We start from the raw sequence: 17,052 nt of genomic DNA on the forward strand, positions 1-17,052 counted from the left end.
AAGGTGTCCGGGCGGCCGGCGTGCTGGGATCTCACGCACGTCGGCTGTCCCCGCAAGCGATGTGCCTGCGCGCCCGGACGCCTGCGTCACAGGCGAAACCTTCCGCTCCACAGAGCAAGCCGAAGCTTTGACAGCCGAACCGACGGCAACACCTCCACACCACACTGCTCGCCATTGCTCGCAGGGACTGCTCACGCGTTCCCGAGCGCCCCCATCCGCCGGAGGCACACCGTGAAGGAAATCCTGGACGCGATCCAATCGCAGACGGAATCGGGAAGCGGCTCCGCCGCGGTCACCACCGCGGATTTCGCGGCCCTGCCCCTCCCCGAGTCGTACCGCGCGGTGACCGTGCACAAGGACGAGACCGAGATGTTCCACGGCCTCGCCACCCGCGACAAGGACCCCCGCGCGTCCTTGCACCTCGACGAGGTCCCGGTGCCCGAACTCGGGCCCGGCGAGGCCCTGGTCGCCGTCATGGCGAGCTCGGTGAACTACAACTCCGTCTGGACCTCGATCTTCGAGCCGCTCTCCACCTTCGGGTTCCTGGAGCGCTACGGAAGGCTCAGCGAGCTCACCAAGCGCCACGACCTGCCGTACCACGTCATCGGTTCCGACCTGGCGGGCGTCGTCCTGCGCACCGGTCCCGGCGTCAACGCCTGGAACCCCGGTGACGAGGTCGTCGCGCACTGCCTGTCGGTGGAGCTGGAGTCCTCCGACGGCCACAACGACACGATGCTCGACCCGGAGCAGCGCATCTGGGGCTTCGAGACCAACTTCGGCGGCCTCGCCGAGATCGCGCTCGTCAAGTCCAACCAGCTGATGCCCAAGCCGAAGCACCTCAGCTGGGAGGAGGCCGCGGCCCCGGGCCTGGTGAACTCCACCGCGTACCGCCAGCTCGTCTCGCGCAACGGCGCCGGCATGAAGCAGGGCGACAACGTGCTGATCTGGGGCGCCAGCGGCGGACTCGGCTCGTACGCGACCCAGTTCGCCCTGGCCGGCGGCGCCAACCCGATCTGTGTCGTCTCCTCGCCGCAGAAAGCGGAGATCTGCCGGAGCATGGGCGCCGAGGCGATCATCGACCGCAACGCCGAGGACTACAAGTTCTGGAAGGACGAGCACACCCAGGACCCGCGCGAGTGGAAGCGCTTCGGCAAGCGCATCCGCGAACTGACCGACGGCGAGGACGTGGACATCGTCTTCGAGCACCCCGGCCGCGAGACCTTCGGCGCCTCCGTCTACGTCACCCGCAAGGGCGGCACCATCGTCACCTGCGCCTCCACCTCCGGCTACAACCACGAGTACGACAACCGCTACCTGTGGATGTCGCTGAAGAAGATCGTGGGCTCGCACTTCGCCAACTACCGCGAGGCGTGGGAGGCCAACCGCCTGGTCGCCAAGGGGAAGATCCACCCCACCCTGTCGAAGGTCTACTCCCTGGAGGAGACCGGCCAGGCCGCCTACGACGTCCACCGCAACCTCCACCAGGGCAAGGTCGGCGTGCTGGCCCTGGCCCCGCGCGAGGGGCTCGGCGTCCGGGACCCGGAGATGCGCGAGAAGCACATCGACGCCATCAACCGATTCAGGAACGTCTGACATGAGCGGCCGTCAGAAGGACCGCCCGTGGCTCATGCGGACGTACGCCGGGCACTCGACCGCCGAGGCGTCCAACGAGCTCTACCGGCGCAACCTCGCCAAGGGCCAGACCGGCCTGTCGGTCGCCTTCGACCTGCCCACGCAGACCGGCTACGACCCCGACCACGTCCTCGCCCGCGGCGAGGTCGGCCGGGTCGGCGTGCCGGTGTCGCACCTCGGTGACATGCGCCGGCTGTTCCAGGACATCCCGCTGGAACAGATGAACACCTCGATGACGATCAACGCCACCGCGATGTGGCTGCTGGCGCTCTACCAGGTGGTCGCGGAGGAGCAGGGCGCCGACATCACCCGGCTCCAGGGGACGACGCAGAACGACATCGTCAAGGAGTACCTCTCGCGCGGGACGCACGTCTTCCCGCCGGGCCCCTCCCTGCGGCTGACCACCGACATGATCACGTACACGGTCCGGCACATCCCGAAGTGGAACCCGATCAACATCTGCAGCTACCACCTGCAGGAGGCGGGCGCCACCCCGGTCCAGGAGATCGCGTACGCCATGTCGACGGCCATCGCGGTCCTGGACGCCGTGCGCGACTCCGGCCAGGTGCCCGAGGAGAAGTTCGGCGACGTGGTCGCGCGGATCTCCTTCTTCGTGAACGCGGGCGTCCGGTTCATCGAGGAGATGTGCAAGATGCGGGCCTTCGGCCGCATCTGGGACCGGATCACCAGTGACCGGTACGGCATCGCCGACCCCAGGCAGCGCCGCTTCCGCTACGGCGTCCAGGTCAACTCGCTCGGCCTGACCGAGGCGCAGCCGGAGAACAACGTCCAGCGCATCGTCCTGGAGATGCTGGCCGTCACGCTCTCCAAGGACGCCCGCGCCCGCGCCGTGCAGCTGCCGGCCTGGAACGAGGCGCTGGGGCTCCCCCGGCCCTGGGACCAGCAGTGGTCGCTGCGCATCCAGCAGGTCCTCGCGCACGAGAGCGACCTGCTGGAGTACGAGGACATCTTCGCCGGGTCGCACGTCATCGAGGCCAAGGTCGACGAGCTGGTCGAGGAGGCGCTCGCCGAGATCGACCGGATCCAGGAGATGGGCGGCGCCATGGCGGCCGTCGAGTCCGGCTACCTGAAGTCCGAGCTGGTCTCCTCGCACGCCGCCCGCCGGGCCCGGATCGAGGGCGGCGAGGAGAAGATCGTCGGCGTCAACATCCACGACACGACGGAGCCGAACCCGCTCACCGCCGACCTCGACGGGGCGATCATGACGGTCGACCCCGCCAACGAGGCCGGGGTCGTGGCGGCCCTGCACCGGTGGCGCGACGACCGGGACGAGGCCCGCGCCGGCGACTCCCTGGCCGCCCTGAAGAAGGCCGCCGCGGGCACCGGGAACCTGATGGAGGCGACCCTGGAGTGCGCCCGCGCGGGCGTCACCACCGGCGAGTGGTCCTGGGCGCTGCGCGACGTCTTCGGCGAGTTCCGGGCCCCGACGGGCGTCTCGTCCGCCCCCGTCGCGGTGACCGCCGAGGCCGGCACGCCGCTCGCCCTGGTCCGCGAGAAGGTCGCCAGGACCGCGGCCGACCTGGGCGCCGGACGGCTGCGGCTGCTGGTCGGCAAGCCGGGCCTGGACGGGCACTCCAACGGTGCCGAGCAGATCGCCGTACGGGCCCGTGACGCCGGCTTCGAAGTCGTCTACCAGGGGATCCGGCTGACTCCCGAACAGATCGTCTCGGCCGCGCTCGCCGAGGACGTGCACTGCGTCGGTCTGTCGATCCTGTCCGGCTCGCACGCCGAGCTCGTGCCGGACGTGCTCACCAGGCTGCGCGAGGCGGGCGCCGCCGACATCCCGGTGATCGCGGGCGGGATCATTCCGCCCGCCGATGCCGCGGCCCTCGTCGGGGCCGGTGTCGCCGCCGTATTCACCCCGAAGGATTTCGGTATCACGGAGATCATCGGCCGTATCGTCGACGAGATCCGGAAAGCGAACAAGCTCGACCCTCTGGAGGTCCCCGCATGACTGCCGTCAACCGACTGCGTCCGCGCCGCTCGTGCCTGGCCGTGCCCGGCTCGAACCCGCGGTTCCTGGAGAAGGCCCAGGGCCTCCCCGCCGACCAGGTCTTCCTCGACCTGGAGGACGCCTGCGCGCCGCTCGCCAAGCCCGAGGCGCGGCACACCATCGTGAAATTCCTCAACGAGGGCGACTGGACCGGCAAGACCAGGGTCGTACGGGTCAACGACTGGACGACCGAGTGGACGTACCGCGACGTCATCACGGTCGTCGAGGGCGCCGGCCAGAACCTCGACTGCATCATGCTGCCGAAGGTGCAGAGCGCCGAGCAGGTCGTCGCGCTCGACCTGCTGCTCACCCAGATCGAGAAGACGATGGGCTTCGAGGTCGGCAAGATCGGCATCGAGGCGCAGATCGAGAACGCGCGCGGCCTCAACAACGTCAACGCCATCGCCGAGGCGTCCCCGCGCCTGGAGACGATTATCTTCGGCCCGGCCGACTTCATGGCGTCGATCAACATGAAGTCGCTGGTCGTCGGCGAGCAGCCGCCCGGCTACGGCGCGGACGCGTACCACTACATCCTGATGAAGATCCTGATGGCGGCCCGTGCCAACGACCTCCAGGCGATCGACGGCCCCTACCTCCAGATCCGCAACGTGGACGGCTACCGCGAGGTGGCTCGGCGCGCCGCCGCGCTGGGCTTCGACGGCAAGTGGGTGCTGCACCCGGGCCAGGTCGAGGCGTCCAACGAGATCTTCTCGCCGTCGCAGGAGGACTTCGACCACGCCGAGCTGATCCTGGACGCGTACGACTACTACACGTCCGAGGCGGGCGGCAAGAAGGGCTCCGCGATGCTCGGCGACGAGATGATCGACGAGGCCAGCCGCAAGATGGCGCTGGTCATCTCCGGCAAGGGCCGCGCGGCCGGCATGACCCGTACCTCCACGTTCGAGATCCCGGAGGCCTGAGCGACATGCAGTTCGGACGCACCTACGAGGAGTTCGAAGTCGGCGCCGTGTACAAGCACTGGCCCGGAAAGACGGTCACGGAGTACGACGACCACCTCTTCTGTCTGCTGACCATGAATCATCACCCGCTGCACATGGACAGCAACTACGCGGAACGAACGACCGACTTCGGGAAGAACGTTGTCGTCGGCAACTACATCTACTCGCTGCTGCTCGGCATGTCCGTCCCCGACGTCTCCGGAAAGGCCATCGCCAATCTGGAGATCGAGTCGCTGAAGCACGTCGCGCCGACCTTCCACGGCGACACGATCTACGGCGAGACGACCGTTCTCGACAAGACGCCGTCGAGGTCGAAGAGCGACCGCGGAATCGTTTACGTGGAAACCAAGGGGTACAAGCAGGACGGCACGCTCGTCTGCGTGTTCCGCCGCAAGGTGATGGTCCCCACCGAGACGTACATCAAGGAGCGCGGCGGGGAGCAGCCCGGCCGTCCCGAGTTGAACCAGCCTTCGCAGAAGAACGTGGAGAAGTAGCCATGACGCGACTCGCCCAGACCGCCGGCCTCAACGACGTCCAGCGGGAAATCCTCTCCACGGTCCGGGATTTCGTCGACAAGGAGATCATTCCGGTCGCGACCCAGCTGGAACACCGTGACGAGTACCCCACCGAGATCGTGGAGGGACTCAAGGAACTCGGCCTGTTCGGGCTGATGATCCCCGAGGAGTACGGCGGCCTGGGTGAGTCGCTTCTCACATACGCGCTGTGCGTGGAGGAGATCGCCCGCGGCTGGATGAGCGTCTCGGGAATCATCAACACGCACTTCATCGTGGCGTACATGCTCAAGCAGCACGGCACCCAGGAGCAGAAGGACACCTTCCTGCCGCGGATGGCGCTGGGCGAGGTCCGGGGCGCGTTCTCGATGTCCGAGCCGGCGCTGGGCTCGGACGTCTCGGCGATCACCTCCAAGGGCGTCCGGGACGGCGACGAGTACGTCCTGAACGGCCAGAAGATGTGGCTGACGAACGGCGGCACGTCCTCGCTCGTCGCCGTTCTGTGCCGGAGTGACGAAGGACACCCCGAGGGAACGGCCCCGCACAAGTCGATGACGACGTTCCTGGTGGAGAAGGAACCCGGATTCGGCGAGGTCCGTCCCGGCCTCACCATTCCCGGCAAGATCGACAAAATGGGATACAAGGGTGTCGACACGACCGAACTCATCATGGATGGGCTGCGCATTCCGGCCAATCGGGTGCTGGGCGGCACCACCGGTCGAGGGTTTTACCAAATGATGGACGGCGTAGAGGTCGGTCGGGTGAATGTGGCGGCGCGTGGCTGCGGTGTCGCGCAGCGTGCGTTCGAACTCGGCGTTTCCTACGCACAACAGCGCCAGACCTTCGGAAAGCCGATCGCCCAGCACCAGGCGATCCAGTTCAAGCTGGCCGAAATGGCCACCAAGGTCGAGGCCGCCCATGCAATGATGGTGAACGCGGCCCGCAAAAAGGACTCCGGGGAACGAAACGACCTGGAGGCAGGGATGGCGAAGTACCTCGCCTCCGAATACTGCAAGGAAGTCGTCGAGGACGCCTTCCGCATCCACGGCGGCTACGGCTTCTCAAAGGAGTACGAGATCGAGCGCCTCTACCGGGAGGCCCCGATGCTGCTCATCGGTGAAGGTACCGCCGAGATCCAGAAAATGATCATTGGGCGCCGACTCCTCGAGGAGTACCGGTTCCAGGGGTGATTGTCCCTTTCAAGGTGATTTAGCCGCGAAGAAGATCACATCCTGTCATCCTCGGTCAGTGCCTTCAAGCCGTCCGACTCGGCTGCTGGCTTGCCCAGTTGCGGCTCGCAACCGATAACATCGCCGGAAAAGCCGCCGTCCCCCGTTGCCAGCGCGGCATCATCCGCTACGAAGGTCATCCATGCCCGACAGCCAAACCTCTGCACCACGCGGCGGGGTCCGCCTTGCACGCGGAGCTTCGCCGTGGCTCCTCCCGACCGTCGCCACCGCGGCACTCAGCCTCGTCCGGGCCCGCAAGTCCGGACGCTGGGCCGCGGTGGCCGTGCCCACCACCGCGCTCGCGGCGGGCATGCTGTGGTTCTTCCGCGACCCCGAGCGCGAGATCACCCGCGGCCGAGTGATCTCGCCGGCCGACGGAGTGGTGCAGAGCATCATGCCGTGGAAGGACGGGCGCACCCGCGTCGCGATCTTCATGAGCCCGCTGAACGTCCACGTCAACCGCGCGCCGCTGGCCGGCACGGTGACCTCGGTCGAGCACGTCCCCGGCGGGTTCGTTCCGGCGTTCAACAAGGAGAGCGAGAACAACGAGCGCGTTGTCTGGCACTTCGACACCGAGCTCGGTGACATCGAGATGGTGCAGATCGCCGGTGCGGTCGCCCGGCGCATCGTCCCGTACGTCCCGCAGGGTACGAAGGTGGAACAGGGCGAACGCATCGGCCTGATCCGCTTCGGCTCGCGGGTCGACATCTACCTTCCGGAAGGTGTCGATGTCGCGGTCGAGGTCGGCCAGGCCACCACCGCGGGGGTGACTCGAATTGACCGTGATTGATCCCGACACACAGGCCGGCTGGGTGCCGGAGGCGGAGTCCGAGGAGGACGCCGGCGAGGACATGCCGCTCTCTCTGCGGCTGTCGATAGCGGACACCCTCACGCTCGGCAACGCCACCTGCGGATTCATGGCGGTGTACTTCACCACCACCGGAATCCTCATTCCGCACCTCACGGGCAGCGACGAGAGCGGCATGGCGCGGCACTCCGCGGCCACCGCCGTCATCCTGATGCTCCTCGCGGCGGTCTTCGACCTCTTCGACGGGCTCGTGGCCCGCAAGCTGCGCTCCTCGCCGATGGGGGCCGAGCTGGACAACCTCTCGGACCTGATCAGCTTCGGGCTCGCCCCGGCGTACTTCGTCCTCGTCTACGGCATGGTCGCGGACGACGCGCACCAGCGGGTGTCCGCGCTGGCGGCGGTCGTGGTGCTGCTGGCGGTGGTGCTCAGACTCGCCAGATTCTCCTGCGTGACCATGAAGGACGGCATGTTCCAGGGCATGCCGAGCCCCTTCGGAGCGCTCACGGTCGTCTCGATCGTGCTCCTGGAGCTGCCCTTCGTGCCGACGCTCCTCGCGATCGTCGGGGTGGCGTGGCTGATGGTCAGCCGGGTCGAGTACCCGAAGCCGCGGGGCATCCTCGCGGTGGCGATGCTCAGCTGGATCGTGGCCGCGATGGGGCTGCTCGCCGCCTGGGCGTTCGACGCCCCCGGCGGTCAGCTGCTGCTCCAGACCGGCTGCGCGCTCCAGGTGGTCCTGGGCGCGGTCATCCCGCTCTTCGCGACCGCCCGACGGGTGAACACCTTCCGAGGCAACCGGCGCGAGGCGCGGGCGGCGCAGCTGCCGTAGCGCACACGACGGAACGGAAAGGGCCCGGGTGCTCCCCAGCACCCGGGCCCTTTCGCATGCTCGGGGGCGGGACCGACCGGTGCGGTGTGCCGGATTCGTCTGCCCGCGCGGCGATTCGCCGGGACCGGCCGGGGGCGCGGGCACAGTATGTTGGGCCCATGGAAACGGGGGGCTTCTTCCACGGCTGTCCGCGCCGGCTCGTCCTCGGGACGTGCCGGCGCCGTCGTGTGTCCTCCCGCCGAGCCCGGCCCGTCCGCCCCGCCGGCGTCTGACCGGCCGAAGTGGTGGGCAGCCGGCCGAACGACGGCGCGGGCCGTGTGCGCCGCCTCCGGAGCAGGCCATGACGATGAAGGATTCGGAACCCGATGACAGACAACGCCGAGATGATCGCTTTCGTCCGGGCGCGGCTCGCCGAGGAAGAACGGATCGCGCAGGGGGCGGGCGGCGACAGCTGGCGCTGCCCGGCCGATGTGCCCGGCGAGGTGCACGACCGGTCCGGGGGCATCGCGTTCAGCGTGCGGAATCTCGGCTTCGACCAGCACATCGCCTTCCAGGACCCGGCGCGCACGCTGCGCCGCATCGAGACGAGCCGGGTGCTCCTGAACGAGTACGCCGAGGTGGCCGGCCTGGACACCGACCGCCCCGAGCACGACTTCCGGTCCGGCCGGGCGGTGGGGCTGGGGTTCGCCGTCCGCCAGCTGGCCGCGGAGCACGCCGGTCACCCCGAGTACCGGGCCAGGTGGCTCCCCCGGTTCATCCAGTAGCACCGGCCCCGGCCGACGGAACGTCCCGGGCGGTGCCCGTTCCCGTACGGGCACCGGGGCGGCCGCCCGCTCCGTGCCCCTGCCACGGATCCTCCTGCGCCTGAGGGCGGAGGGCTAAGGTTTCACAGAAGGGGGCGGATCGGACAGCCCGGGGATGCCATGCACCGACACCGCAGCGCGCCGGACGACCCCCAGGACCTCCTGCTCACCCTCGGAGGTCTGGTCGACCAAGCCCTGGAGAACATCGAGCTCCACCGGGTCAGGGCGGAACTGGGCATGGCTCTGCAACGACACCTGCTCCCGTCCCGGCTGCCCGAATTCCCGGGGCTGCGGATCGGTGTCCGCTACGCGCCCTCGCAGGACGGGCTGGCCATCGGCGGCGACTTCTACGACGCGTTCCCGATGCGGGACGGAACGACGGGGATCGTCATCGGCGACGTGCAGGGGCACGGGGTGGAGGCCGCCGCCTTCATGGGCGAGGCGCGGGCCGGTCTCAGGGCGCTGGCCGGTATGACGACCGACCCGGGCGAGGTGCTGTCCCTCGCCAACGAGCTGCTGATCTCGCTGGACTGCGAACTGTTCACGACCTGCTGTCTGCTGCGTGTCGTCCCGGAACGGGGCGAGTTCTTCGTGGCCAGGGCCGGGCACGTACCGCTCGTGTGGGGCACCGACCCGGGCGACCGCGGTGTCTGCCTGGACACCGGCGGGATGCCGCTGGGGATACTGCGCGACCAGCCCTACCCGGTGACCCGTCGGGGGCTGGCGGAGGCCGGGTATCTGGTCCTGCTGACCGACGGGGTCGTGGAGGGGCCGTCCTGCCCGATCGACGAGGGGCTCGCCGCGGTGGCGGAGCTGGTCGGCGCGGCGGGCGGGGCCGACCCCGACGAGCTGGCCGCACGGGTGATCCGGGTGGCGGACCTGACCGGCCACGAGGACGACGCCGCCGTGCTCGTCGTCCGCCACGACGGCGCGGCGGGCACCGGCTGACGGAGCGGGCGCGGGGCGGCTGCCGCCGCGGACGGCGTGGTGCGGCGGGCGGGCACGGCGGGCCGGGGCGTACGCCGGAGGCGTTCCCTTCGTCCGCGGCATCGGCGGAACATCGGCGTGCCCGGCCCTGCGGGATGCCCCGGTGTGGTGTCTGATGCTGCTGTGGTGGACAGAGCGCGGCTCCGGCGGCAGGCGGTCACGGTCCTGGGGGTGGCCGCCTGCTACTGCGCGACGGCCCGTCTGGGGCTGCTCCAACAGCTGGTGCACGGCCAGGTCACCCCGCTGTGGCCGCCGACCGGGATCGCGATGGCGGCGCTGCTCGTGTTCGGTGTGCGGATCTGGCCCGCGATCGCGCTCGGGGCGCTCGTCGTCAACGGCACCATCGACCCCTCGCCGCTGTCGGTGCTGTTCATCACCGCCGGGAACACCCTCGCCCCGCTCTGCTCGTTCCTGCTGCTGATGCGTGTGGGCTTCCACCGGGATCTCGACCGGCTGCGGGACGCGCTGGCGCTGGTCTTCCTCGGCGCCCTGGCCGGCACGCTGATCAGCGCGTCCGCGGGCGCCGGAGCCCTCGTCCTGTCCGGGGCGCTCCCGGCCGCCCAGTTCTGGCCGACCTGGCTGGTGTGGTGGACGGGCGACGCCATGGGCGTCATGGTCGTGACACCGTTCCTGCTGGCCGCCCGCAGGGCCCGGTGGCCGCGCGACGTCGGCCCGGCGCGGTGGATCGAGGCGGCCGTGCTGGTGGCCGCCACCCTGGCCGCCACCCTCCTGGCGACCGACACGATCCCCTCGCTGCTGTTCCTCGTGTTCCCCTTCCTCATCTGGGCCGCCTTCCGTTTCGAGCGGGCCGGCGCCGCGTGCTGCGCGCTGGGCGTGTCCACGTTCGCGATCCTGGCCGCCGGACGGATGACCGGGCCCTTCGCCGAGCACGGCCTGGTCACCGACATGATCGTCCTCCAGGCGTTCAACGGAGTCGTCGCGCTCACCGCGCTGCTGCTCGGCGCGGCCGTCACCGAACGCAACCGCACCCACCGCGAGATCCGGCGGCTCTGCGCGCGGCTCTCCGAGAAGCTGGCCCGGCAGGACCCGTGAGTCACTCCATCGGTCGTGCGACGGGTGCGCGAACCGGTGAACCGGAGCAGGCTGAGGGTCGACGGCACCGCGACAAGGGCAACCGGACGCCGATACCCGGGCGGACGGGCGCCGTAAGAGGTGGAGCCATGCCCCATGTGTCTGCGAATGTCCATGTGTCCCGCCCCGCCGACGAGGTCTTCTCGTTCCTCCGGGATCCGCGGAATCTGGCCGAGTGGTCGTCGAGCATCGACCGGGTGATCGACGGTCCCCTCGCCGCCGAACTCGGCGACGAGTACACCTGCAAGTTCCCGGGCAGACGGCGGGCGCACCGCCTCCGGTGCACCGCGAGCGCCCCCGTCGAGTACCTGGTCTTCCGGGGTGCGGGCATGTGGACCCCGCTGGGCCGGCATTCCCCGGAGCTGGAGTTCCGGCTCAGTCCGGGCCGCCGGGGCACGACGGTCACCGTTTCGGTCCGGCCCCATCTGGACGGCGGCATGATCATTCTCGCGCCGTTCGTGACGATGGCCTGGCGCCGTGACCTGCCGTCGGAGCTCCAGTGCCTGGCCGACCTGCTGTCCGGTGGGAACGGCTCCGTCCCGGGCCCCGGCGAGGGCGTGGAGCCGGGCCTCCCCGGAGCGGGGGCCGAGGGGGACGGCACCGGGGAGGCCGTCGGCGGAAGCGGCCTGGGAACCGCGCCGTCCGTCGGATGACGTGCGGGCGGCGTCCCGGCCGGGGCGCGGGGCGGGCGGCCGGCGCGGATGCCGTCCCGCCCGTCCCGGACCGCCGTGAGCCGGACGGCCCCGGTGGACCGGTCCCGTCCGGCGGGACGGGCACCGGGCCGTCCGGCCGGCCGGGGCCGGCTACCGGGGCCGTGTCAGGAAGTCGTGCGCGATCGCCTCGGCGGCGCGTTCCAGCAGGGGCCCCGCCTGGGCCATCGAGACCGCCGGGTCCGGTTCCAGGTCCGCCAGGGCGTACGCGCGGCTGATGCCCGCCGCGCTCAGGGCCTCCTGGGGCAGCGCCAGCCGGCCGCAGACCGCGACGGCCTCGATGCCCGCGGCACGGGCCGCGGCGGCCACTCCCGCCGGCGCCTTGCCGTGGAGGGTCTGCTCGTCGAGCGAACCCTCCCCGGTGATCACCAGGTCGGCGCGGGCCAGCGCGGGGGCGAAGCCCAGGACGTCGAGCATGACCTCGATGCCGGGACGGAACCGGGCGCCGAGGGCGACCAGCGCCCCGTAGCCGATGCCGCCCGCCGCCCCCGCTCCGGGCAGCCGGGCGTGGTCCGGGCCGAGGACGGACGCGTAGTGGGCGAGCGCGGCGTCCAGGACCGCGATGTCGTCCTCGGTCGCGCCCTTCTGCCTGCCGTAGACCTCGGGGGCGCCCTTCGGCCCCGTCAGCGGGTTGTCGACGTCGCTGGCGAGGATCAGGTCCACCCCGGCCAGCCGTGGGTCGAGGCCGGACAGGTCCGCCTCGGCCAGTGCGGCGAGGCCGCCGCCACCGGGGCCGACGGGTTTGCCGTCCGCGTCCAGGAAACGGGCGCCGAGCGCGGCCAGCATGCCCGCGCCGCCGTCCGTGGTCGCACTGCCGCCGACCCCGAACACGATGGTCCGGGCCCCCGCGTCGAGCGCGGCGGCCAGCAGTTCGCCGGAACCGTACGTCGTGGCCGTGAGCGGGGCGAAGACCCCCGCGGGCAGGTGCTGGAGCCCCGATGCCTCGGCCATCTCCACCACCGCCGTGGTGCCGCGCAGCGCGTACGCCGCGGTCACCGGGTCGCCGAGGGGGCCGGTCACCCGGGCCTCGCGGCGCTCGAATCCGGCGGCCACCGCCGCCGCCACCGTGCCGTCGCCGCCGTCGGCCACGGGCAGGGTCTCGACCCGTACGCCGGGGGCGACCCGTCGCAGCCCGGCCGTCACCCGCTCCGCGACCTGCGCGGCCGTGAGCGAGCCCTTGAACTTGTCCGCCGCGACGAGCACGCGTGCGGTCTCCATCACTGCTCCGTCCGCCACCTTGCATCCCTTGCTCTCGAACAGGCAGTCGCGCCGCCCCGACCCTATCCGCAGCGGATACCCGCTGCCCAGGGCCACCGTCGCCCCGCTCGGACGGTCCTCGCCGGACCGTTCCGCGCGCGGCCCCCGCTACGCTGCCCGCGTGACCACCACCGACTACACCACCTACATCGCGGGCCTCCCCCGGGTGCTGGCCGCCGCGGCCACGCTGTTGCGGGACGACCGGGGGCGCGTGCTGCTCGTCGAGCCGAACTACCGGGAGGGCTGGACCCTGCCCGGTGGGACGATCGAGTCCGACGAGGGCGAGAGCCCGCGCCAGGCCGCGCGGCGCGAGACGGCCGAGGAGATCGGGCTCGACATCGAGCCGGGGCGGCTGCTCGCCGTCGACTGGTCACGCAGTCCGCGACGGCCGCCGATCACCGCGTACCTGTACGACGGCGGAGTGCTCGGCGAGGCCGATCTGAGGGCGATCCGGCTCCAGGAGGAGGAACTCCTGTCCTGGAAGCTGGTGGAGCGCGACGCGCTGGAACGCCATTTCCTCGGCACCCTCGGGCCGCGCCTGCGGGCGGCGCTGGACGTCCTGGACTCCGGCGGCGGCACGGTGGAGCTGGTGGACGGCCGCCCGGTGACCGACTGAGCCGCGAACCGCCCCGCCCCTGACCCGTTCACCCCGTATTTCCCCCGTGTCCCGTTGTCCTGACGGCCCATCACCGGTATTCCGGACAACGGCGGCCGGACGCGCGAGTTCAGATGCCATTCGTCCGCAGTCCACGCTCGACCGGCATCATCCGGACTCCACGGATGCGGAGGGTTCATGCGTACGCACACAGGGCACCTCGGCGGACCGCTGGCCGCGATCGTCGCGGCCGTGTTCGCCTGCACGGCAGTTGTCACCACGGCCTCGACGGCGCTCGCGGAGCCGGCGCCGTCCCCGGCCCGGCCCGCGCACGGCGGGCTGCCGTCGTCGGTCGACGGGGGCGCCTGGCGGTCCGGTCACGTCCAGGGGATGGCCATCGACCGCCGCAAGGGTTTCATGTACTTCTCGATGACCAACCTGCTGGTGAAGACCGACCTCAGGGGCAACCCGGTCGGTTCGGTCACCGGTTTCACCGGCCACCTCGGCGATCTGGACTTCGACGAGCGGGACGGCCGGGTCTACGGCTCGCTGGAGTACAAGGAGGCGAAGTCCTTCTACATCGCGATCCTCGACGTCGACCGGATCACCCGGATGGACATGGACGCCCAGACCACCGGGATCGTCTCGACCGTCTACCTCAAGGAGGTGGTGAAGGACTTCACCGCCGACATGAACGGCGACGGCGTCTTCGACGGCGACACGGGCAAAACGCCCGACCACCGCTACGGCTGCAGCGGCATCGACGGCGTCGCGTTCGGCCCGGCGTTCGGCGACCGGCGCGGCAAGCACGCCCGGAAGAGGCTGACGGTCGCCTACGGCGTGTACGCCAACGCCGACCGCACGGACAACGACCACCAGGTGCTGCTCCAGTACGACGTCGCCCGGTGGAAGAAGTACGAGCGCCCGCTGACCGAGTCGGCCCCGCACACCAGCGGCCCCGCCCGGGTCGACGGCAAGTTCTTCGCGTACACCGGGAACACCACGTACGGCGTGCAGAACCTGGAGTACGACGGGCACAGCGGCAACTGGCTGATGGCCGCCTACAAGGGCACCAAGCCGGGCTTCCCCAACTACTCGGTCTTCGCGCTGGACGGGGCGCGCAAGCCGGTGCGCGGTCCGGTCCGCGGCCAGCAGGACCCGGAGCGCGGCCTGCTGCTCCCCCTGCTGCGGGCGGGCGCGCACGACGCGGCGAGCGGCACGTACGGGTGGCCGGCGCCGGGGCAGTACGGACAGTACGGGCTGGTCTCGCTGGACGACGGGCGGTTCTACGTGGCGCGCAGCGGCACGCTCCAGGACGGCGGGGTCACCAAGCAGACCGCCCGTGCCGAGCTGAACGTCTGGACGGGGCTGACCCCGTCGCCGTTCGGTCCCGTGACCCCCACGTCCTGACCGCGGCGCCGGACCGTCGCCCGTGACGCCCGGCACCGGGCGAAATCGTCTCGCGGGCGGCGTCCGGTGCTGCGTACGCTCGGGGCCATGACTCTCGTCGCGATCCTCAGCGGCGCCGGTATCTCCACGGACTCCGGCATTCCCGACTACCGGGGCCCCAACGGCCTCTGGCGCAAGGACCCGGAGGCCGAGAAGCTCGTCACCTACGACTTCTACATGGCCGATCCGGAGATCCGCCGCCGCTCCTGGCAGATGCGCCGCACCAGTGCGGCCTGGAACGCCGAGCCGAACGCGGCCCACCGCGCGGTGGCGGAGCTGGAGCGGTCCGGCACGCCGGTGCGGGTGATCACCCAGAACGTGGACGGCCTGCACCAGCTCGCCGGGCTCCCCGCCCGCAAGGTCCTGGAGCTGCACGGGACCGCGCGCGAGGTGGTCTGCACCCGCTGCCACGCCCGTTCCTCCATGGCCGACGCGCTGGCCCGGGTCGAGGCGGGCGAGGCCGACCCGCCGTGCGAGGTCTGCGGCGGCATCCTGAAGTCGGCGACGGTGATGTTCGGCGAGCGGCTCGACCCGATGGTGCTGGGGCAGGCCATGGCGATCGCCAAGGGGTGCGAGGTGTTCATCGCGGTCGGCACGACGCTCCAGGTGCAGCCCGCCGCGTCGCTGGCCGGGGTGGCGGTGGACCACGGCGCCCGGCTGATCGTGGTGAACGCGGAGCCGACGCCGTACGACGAACTGGCCGAGGAGACCGTGCGCGAGCCCATCGGCACGGCACTGCCCGCGCTGCTGAGGCGGCTGGCGGCGGAGAACGGGACGGCGCCCGGCACGGCTCAGGGGAATTGAGGCGGGGAGCCGTCAGTCCTCCAGTTCCCGTCGCACCCGGCGCGAGGGGCGGAACGCGTACAGGTCGAGGATCGCGGGCGGGTCCGCCAGCCCCGGTCCGCCCGCCCCGACCCAGGCGGCTATGTCCGTCACGGCGTCCGGGTCGTTGACGAGCCCGAGCCAGACCGGCCGGCCGCCCGCCCTGCGGCCCTCCGCCGACGGCTGCACGACGATCACATTGGCCTGCTCGCAGGCGTCGAGGCAGTCCACCGCGCGCACCGTGGCGGAATCGCCGAGCGAGCTCCGCAGCCCGGCGAGCTGGCCGGCGTGGTCCACGTCCGGGATCTTCGGCGTCCCGCAGCAGCAGCCGCGGCAGACGCTGACGGTGGGCCGGGGCGTTCCCCCGGCGGGTGCGGTTCTGCGTGTACGGCTCATGCGGGGGCGCTTCCGGTACCGGCTCGGATGATCACCACGGGACTGTACCGGCCCCACCACCGGGTCGAACATCCGTGCAGCCCCGTGGGCGGGTGGGGTAGAGTTGACGGCTGCGAAGGGGAGTAGCCCTGCAAACCGGTCGTCGACACACTGGAGCCCTCGGGTTCCCGGTGGCCGGGTCCGTGGATCATGGCGGGCGGGCGAGACCTTCGGTCAGGTATGACACGCCCGCGCCCGTGGGCGCTGACGTCATGCCGGGCCGAGTGGTCCTCCGAGAGCCGTCCGGCGCTTCGCGAAGGCCCGGGGCCCGGCTCTCACAGAAAGCCACCCGGAATGCACCTCGACCCCCTGGCGATCCTCACCGCCTTCGGGCTGATCTTCCTCGCGGAACTCCCCGACAAGACGATGTTCGCGTCGCTTGCCATGGGCACCCGCATGCGGCCGCTGTACGTCTGGTTCGGCACCTCGTCCGCGTTCATCGTGCACGTCGCCATCGCGGTGGGGGCGGGCAGTCTGATCGGGCTGCTGCCCGACTGGATCGTGAAGCTGGTGTCGGCCTCCCTCTTCGCCTTCGGCGCGTTCATGCTGCTGCGTTCCAACGGCGACGATGACGACGACGAGGCGGGCAGCAAGACGGTGACCGGTTTCTGGCCGGTCTACTCGACCGCGTTCATGGCCGTCTTCATCAGCGAGTGGGGCGACCTCACCCAGATCACCACGGCCAACCTGGCCGCGAGCAACGGCACCTGGTCCACGGCGATCGGGTCGGCGGCGGCCCTGATGTCCGTCTCGGCACTGGCGCTGCTGGCGGGACAGTTCATCGCGAAGCGGGTGCCGCTCAAGACGGTCCAGCGGATCGGCGGGCTCTGCATGCTGGGGCTGGCGATCTGGACCCTGGTGGAGATCTTCACCGGCTGACGCCGGCCGACCGGCCGGGGCACTTCCCGGTTGCCCGGAGGGC

At 70.8% G+C, this 17,052-nt stretch carries 18 protein-coding genes; 15 read left to right on the forward strand and 3 right to left on the reverse strand.

Annotated features, from left to right (window positions below):
* Positions 1–231: 231 nt before the first annotated feature.
* From ccrA to ACFYW1_RS00185, 5 genes are read left to right on the forward strand one after another with little or no spacing between them, the layout of a single operon-like run.
* Positions 232–1,593 (forward strand): crotonyl-CoA carboxylase/reductase, encoded by a 1,362-nt coding sequence (ccrA, locus tag ACFYW1_RS00165; RefSeq protein WP_388985055.1) that lies wholly within the window; start codon positions 232–234, stop codon positions 1,591–1,593.
* A gap of 1 nt (position 1,594) precedes the next feature.
* The gene (locus ACFYW1_RS00170; RefSeq protein ID WP_388985057.1) at positions 1,595–3,607 is read left to right on the forward strand and encodes a protein meaA; all 2,013 of its coding nucleotides are present in this window, start codon (positions 1,595–1,597) and stop codon (positions 3,605–3,607) included.
* Positions 3,604–4,566, forward strand: coding sequence for an HpcH/HpaI aldolase/citrate lyase family protein (locus ACFYW1_RS00175; RefSeq protein WP_384227788.1), 963 nt, complete (start codon positions 3,604–3,606; stop codon positions 4,564–4,566). The genes ACFYW1_RS00170 and ACFYW1_RS00175 overlap by 4 nt, the downstream gene beginning before the upstream one ends.
* Positions 4,567–4,571: 5 nt before the next feature.
* Positions 4,572–5,099: a MaoC family dehydratase gene (locus ACFYW1_RS00180; protein ID WP_148840240.1), complete on the forward strand. Its 528-nt coding sequence runs from the start codon at positions 4,572–4,574 to the stop codon at positions 5,097–5,099.
* Positions 5,100–5,101: 2 nt separating this feature from the next.
* Positions 5,102–6,307, forward strand: a complete 1,206-nt coding sequence (locus tag ACFYW1_RS00185) for an acyl-CoA dehydrogenase family protein (protein ID WP_388985059.1) — start codon at positions 5,102–5,104, stop codon at positions 6,305–6,307.
* 35 nt (positions 6,308–6,342) lie between these two features.
* Here the strand turns inward: ACFYW1_RS00185 and ACFYW1_RS00190 are convergent, their stop codons facing one another.
* Complete coding sequence (locus tag ACFYW1_RS00190; RefSeq protein WP_388985061.1) at positions 6,343–6,486, reverse strand: hypothetical protein; 144 nt, start codon at positions 6,484–6,486, stop codon at positions 6,343–6,345.
* Between the two features lie 2 nt (positions 6,487–6,488).
* On the opposite strand from ACFYW1_RS00190, the gene ACFYW1_RS00195 reads away from it, so the two are divergent.
* From ACFYW1_RS00195 to ACFYW1_RS00220, 6 genes are all read left to right on the forward strand, one after another.
* Positions 6,489–7,136 (forward strand): phosphatidylserine decarboxylase, encoded by a 648-nt coding sequence (locus ACFYW1_RS00195; protein ID WP_388985063.1) that lies wholly within the window; start codon positions 6,489–6,491, stop codon positions 7,134–7,136.
* Complete coding sequence (gene pssA / locus ACFYW1_RS00200) at positions 7,123–7,980, forward strand: CDP-diacylglycerol--serine O-phosphatidyltransferase (protein WP_262375968.1); 858 nt, start codon at positions 7,123–7,125, stop codon at positions 7,978–7,980. The genes ACFYW1_RS00195 and pssA overlap by 14 nt, the downstream gene beginning before the upstream one ends.
* 365 nt (positions 7,981–8,345) lie before the next feature.
* Entirely contained in the window at positions 8,346–8,744 is a 399-nt protein-coding gene (locus ACFYW1_RS00205) for a DUF6221 family protein (protein WP_388985066.1), read from the forward strand.
* Positions 8,745–8,903: 159 nt separating this feature from the next.
* Entirely contained in the window at positions 8,904–9,731 is an 828-nt protein-coding gene (locus tag ACFYW1_RS00210; protein WP_388985068.1) for a PP2C family protein-serine/threonine phosphatase, read from the forward strand.
* 162 nt (positions 9,732–9,893) lie between these two features.
* The gene (locus tag ACFYW1_RS00215) at positions 9,894–10,823 is read left to right on the forward strand and encodes an MASE1 domain-containing protein (RefSeq protein WP_388985070.1); all 930 of its coding nucleotides are present in this window, start codon (positions 9,894–9,896) and stop codon (positions 10,821–10,823) included.
* Positions 10,824–10,951: 128 nt separating this feature from the next.
* Positions 10,952–11,515 (forward strand): SRPBCC family protein, encoded by a 564-nt coding sequence (locus ACFYW1_RS00220; protein ID WP_388985072.1) that lies wholly within the window; start codon positions 10,952–10,954, stop codon positions 11,513–11,515.
* Positions 11,516–11,665: 150 nt separating this feature from the next.
* Here the strand turns inward: ACFYW1_RS00220 and ACFYW1_RS00225 are convergent, their stop codons facing one another.
* Positions 11,666–12,790: a glycerate kinase gene (locus ACFYW1_RS00225; RefSeq protein ID WP_388985074.1), complete on the reverse strand. Its 1,125-nt coding sequence runs from the start codon at positions 12,788–12,790 to the stop codon at positions 11,666–11,668.
* Positions 12,791–12,950: 160 nt separating this feature from the next.
* Between ACFYW1_RS00225 and ACFYW1_RS00230 the strand changes: the two genes are divergently transcribed.
* From ACFYW1_RS00230 to ACFYW1_RS00240, 3 genes are all read left to right on the forward strand, one after another.
* Complete coding sequence (locus ACFYW1_RS00230) at positions 12,951–13,445, forward strand: NUDIX domain-containing protein (RefSeq protein ID WP_388985076.1); 495 nt, start codon at positions 12,951–12,953, stop codon at positions 13,443–13,445.
* Between the two features lie 177 nt (positions 13,446–13,622).
* Positions 13,623–14,834: a hypothetical protein gene (locus ACFYW1_RS00235; RefSeq protein WP_388985078.1), complete on the forward strand. Its 1,212-nt coding sequence runs from the start codon at positions 13,623–13,625 to the stop codon at positions 14,832–14,834.
* Positions 14,835–14,921: 87 nt separating this feature from the next.
* Positions 14,922–15,677 carry an NAD-dependent deacetylase gene (locus ACFYW1_RS00240; RefSeq protein WP_388985080.1) on the forward strand — a complete coding sequence of 252 codons (756 nt, stop codon included), beginning with the start codon at positions 14,922–14,924 and terminating at the stop codon, positions 15,675–15,677.
* A 12-nt stretch (positions 15,678–15,689) separates the two neighbouring features.
* Here the strand turns inward: ACFYW1_RS00240 and ACFYW1_RS00245 are convergent, their stop codons facing one another.
* Positions 15,690–16,091, reverse strand: coding sequence for a (2Fe-2S) ferredoxin domain-containing protein (locus ACFYW1_RS00245; RefSeq protein WP_388985082.1), 402 nt, complete (start codon positions 16,089–16,091; stop codon positions 15,690–15,692).
* A gap of 333 nt (positions 16,092–16,424) precedes the next feature.
* Here ACFYW1_RS00245 and ACFYW1_RS00250 point away from each other — a divergent pair, with 333 nt between their 5' ends.
* Positions 16,425–17,009, forward strand: a complete 585-nt coding sequence (locus ACFYW1_RS00250) for a TMEM165/GDT1 family protein (protein ID WP_388985084.1) — start codon at positions 16,425–16,427, stop codon at positions 17,007–17,009.
* The last annotated feature ends 43 nt before the right edge of the window (positions 17,010–17,052 follow it).

This window comes from Streptomyces sp. NPDC002669, from assembly GCF_042889165.1.
GTDB lineage: Bacteria > Actinomycetota > Actinomycetes > Streptomycetales > Streptomycetaceae > Streptomyces.

What these genes read in the sequence shown, in the direction of transcription:
- ACFYW1_RS00170 (WP_388985057.1), top strand. Translation starts at nt 1,595, where the DNA reads ATGAGCGGCCGTCAGAAGGACCGCCCGTGGCTCATGCGGACGTACGCC.
- ACFYW1_RS00175 (WP_384227788.1), top strand. Translation starts at nt 3,604, where the DNA reads ATGACTGCCGTCAACCGACTGCGTCCGCGCCGCTCGTGCCTGGCCGTG.
- ACFYW1_RS00180 (WP_148840240.1), top strand. Translation starts at nt 4,572, where the DNA reads ATGCAGTTCGGACGCACCTACGAGGAGTTCGAAGTCGGCGCCGTGTAC.
- ACFYW1_RS00185 (WP_388985059.1), top strand. Translation starts at nt 5,102, where the DNA reads ATGACGCGACTCGCCCAGACCGCCGGCCTCAACGACGTCCAGCGGGAA.
- ACFYW1_RS00190 (WP_388985061.1), bottom strand. Translation starts at nt 6,486, where the DNA reads ATGACCTTCGTAGCGGATGATGCCGCGCTGGCAACGGGGGACGGCGGC.
- ACFYW1_RS00195 (WP_388985063.1), top strand. Translation starts at nt 6,489, where the DNA reads ATGCCCGACAGCCAAACCTCTGCACCACGCGGCGGGGTCCGCCTTGCA.
- ACFYW1_RS00205 (WP_388985066.1), top strand. Translation starts at nt 8,346, where the DNA reads ATGACAGACAACGCCGAGATGATCGCTTTCGTCCGGGCGCGGCTCGCC.
- ACFYW1_RS00210 (WP_388985068.1), top strand. Translation starts at nt 8,904, where the DNA reads ATGCACCGACACCGCAGCGCGCCGGACGACCCCCAGGACCTCCTGCTC.
- ACFYW1_RS00220 (WP_388985072.1), top strand. Translation starts at nt 10,952, where the DNA reads ATGCCCCATGTGTCTGCGAATGTCCATGTGTCCCGCCCCGCCGACGAG.
- ACFYW1_RS00225 (WP_388985074.1), bottom strand. Translation starts at nt 12,790, where the DNA reads ATGGAGACCGCACGCGTGCTCGTCGCGGCGGACAAGTTCAAGGGCTCG.
- ACFYW1_RS00235 (WP_388985078.1), top strand. Translation starts at nt 13,623, where the DNA reads ATGCGTACGCACACAGGGCACCTCGGCGGACCGCTGGCCGCGATCGTC.
- ACFYW1_RS00240 (WP_388985080.1), top strand. Translation starts at nt 14,922, where the DNA reads ATGACTCTCGTCGCGATCCTCAGCGGCGCCGGTATCTCCACGGACTCC.
- ACFYW1_RS00245 (WP_388985082.1), bottom strand. Translation starts at nt 16,091, where the DNA reads ATGAGCCGTACACGCAGAACCGCACCCGCCGGGGGAACGCCCCGGCCC.
- ACFYW1_RS00250 (WP_388985084.1), top strand. Translation starts at nt 16,425, where the DNA reads ATGCACCTCGACCCCCTGGCGATCCTCACCGCCTTCGGGCTGATCTTC.